This window comes from Dietzia sp. Cai40 (assembly GCF_014145165.1).
Taxonomy (GTDB): domain Bacteria; phylum Actinomycetota; class Actinomycetes; order Mycobacteriales; family Mycobacteriaceae; genus Dietzia; species Dietzia natronolimnaea.
On the sequence record NZ_JAALEB010000132.1, the window covers coordinates 1 to 2107 of the forward strand.

General features: G+C 72.9%; 1 protein-coding gene. It reads right to left on the minus strand.

What is annotated here, in order from left to right:
• A partial coding sequence (locus G6022_RS06010) for a beta-ketoacyl synthase N-terminal-like domain-containing protein (protein WP_277819481.1) occupies positions 1–2107 on the minus strand: 2107 nt, incomplete at both ends.

The following is a 2107-nucleotide window of genomic DNA, read 5'->3' on the forward strand; positions in this document are numbered from 1 at the left end:
CTTGGCGGCCATCGCCGCGGAGTCGGCGGTGGCGGACATGTCGGCGAAGCCCTGGATGCCCTCGGTGGACAGGTCGTCGAACCCGCCGGCCACCACGAACTCGGCCTTACCGGCGCGGATCTTGTCGAAACCCTCCTCGACGCTCACCGCGGTGGTGGCACAGGCCGCCACCGGGTGGACCATCGAGCCGTAGCCGCCGACGTAGGACTGCATGACGTGGGCGGCCACCACGTTGGGCAGCGCCTCCTGCAGCGTGTCGTTGGCGCGGCTGCGGCCCAGGATCCCGTCGATGTAGAGCGAGCGCATGCTCGTCATGCCGCCCATGCCGGTGCCCTGCGTGTTGGCGACATCGGCCGGGTGCACGTGGGCCAGCAGCTCCGCCGGGGTGAAGCCCGAGGAGATGAAGGCGTCCACGGTGGCCACCAGGTTCCACGCCGCCACCCGGTCGATACCGGAGACCATGTCGGCGGGGATTCCCCATGCGGTCGGGTCGAAGCCGGTGGGGATCTGGCCACCCACGATGCGGGTGAGCGTGGTGCGGCGGGGGACGCGGATCTCGGTGCCCGCCTTGCGGGTGACCGTCCACTCGCCGTCCTCGCTGCGGGTGACGACGGTGTTCTCCGGATCGTCCTCCTGGTACGCGCGGGCCTGGCCCTCGTCGTCCACGACGAAGGACAGGTCCTCCGGCAGGAACACCGAGGTCAGCTGCGGCGAGGCGCCCGCGAACATCTCCGCGCGCGAATCGTCGGCGTAGGTACGCACGCCCACCCGGGCGAGCACCTCGTCGTGGAAACGCTCGGCGATGTCCGCCTCGTCGATCGGGTCACCGGACCCGGTGACGGTCCAGCCGGCGCGCGGCGAGTCCTCCCAGGTGATGAGCCCGGTCGACCAGGCCAGCTCGACCACGCCGGCGGCGCTGAGGTCGCCGGTGGTCTCCACCTCGAAGCGGGTGCGGGCGCTGCCGTAGGGCCCGACCTCGCCGGAGCCCACGATCACGACCATGTCCTCGAGGTCCTGGGTGACCTGGCCCCACTCGGGGCGCTCGTCGGCGGTGACGGTCTGCAGCGACGGCAGGGCCGCGAGGGTCCCGTCGGCGTCCTCGGTCGAGGCCTCGGTCACCGGGGCCGGACGGTCCGCGGCGAGCGCGGCCATGTCCAGGTCGGCGGTGCCGAGACCCCCGGTGAGGTCGACGGTGAGGGGCGCCTCGCCGGCGGACCGACGGACGTCCGGGGTGCACGAGTCCAGCAGCTCGGCGGCGATCCCCGCGGTGGACCAGGTGGACACGCCCGCGGCCTCCACGGCGTCGACGAGCGGATCGTTGTGGCCCATCAGCCCGGTGCCCCGGACCCAGCCGATGATCGCGTGGACGAACGTCACGCGCTCGGACCAGGACTTCTCCGAGCCCCACTTGGCGATCATGGCGTCGAGCGCGGCCTTGGCCTCGCCGTAGGCGCCGTCGCCACCGAAGATCCCGCGGTTGGGCGAGCCCGGCAGCACCACGTGCAGACGGGAGTCGACGTCGGTGTCGGCGCCGATCGCGCCGAGCCCGGCGACGAGCTTCTCCACGCCCCACAACAGGACGCGCATCTCGGTCTCGGCCCGCGGGCCGGCGTCGGCCATCGAACCCTGGACACGCGGGGCGGCGAACGGGAAGAGCAGCGTCGGCGTGAGCGGCGCCTTGAGGACGGTGGTCTGGCCACCGGCCGACTCGGCGTGCTCGGATCCGACCCACTCGACCAGCGCGTCGACGTCCGAGTACGACGTGAGGTTGGCCGGCAGCACCCACAGCGCCGCGCCACCGCGGGCGTGGGAGCGGTAGAGGTCCTTGAAGAAGGCCAGCTTGGACTGGTCCAGGTTCGAGGTGGTGGCCACCACGGTGGCCCCTCCCGCCAGGAGCTTTCCGGTGACGGCGGCGGCGATGGAGCCCTTGCCGGCACCGGTGACGACGGCGACGTCGCCCGCGTACTGGCCGACGAACTCCTCGGAGGCCGCCTCCGCGATCTCCCGGTAGGTGACCGCGAGGGCGTCCCGCCGGGCTCCGGCGGCCCGCTCGGCCCACCAGCGGGCCTGCTCGGCCACGATGTCGCCGGCACCGCGGAAGGCCTCC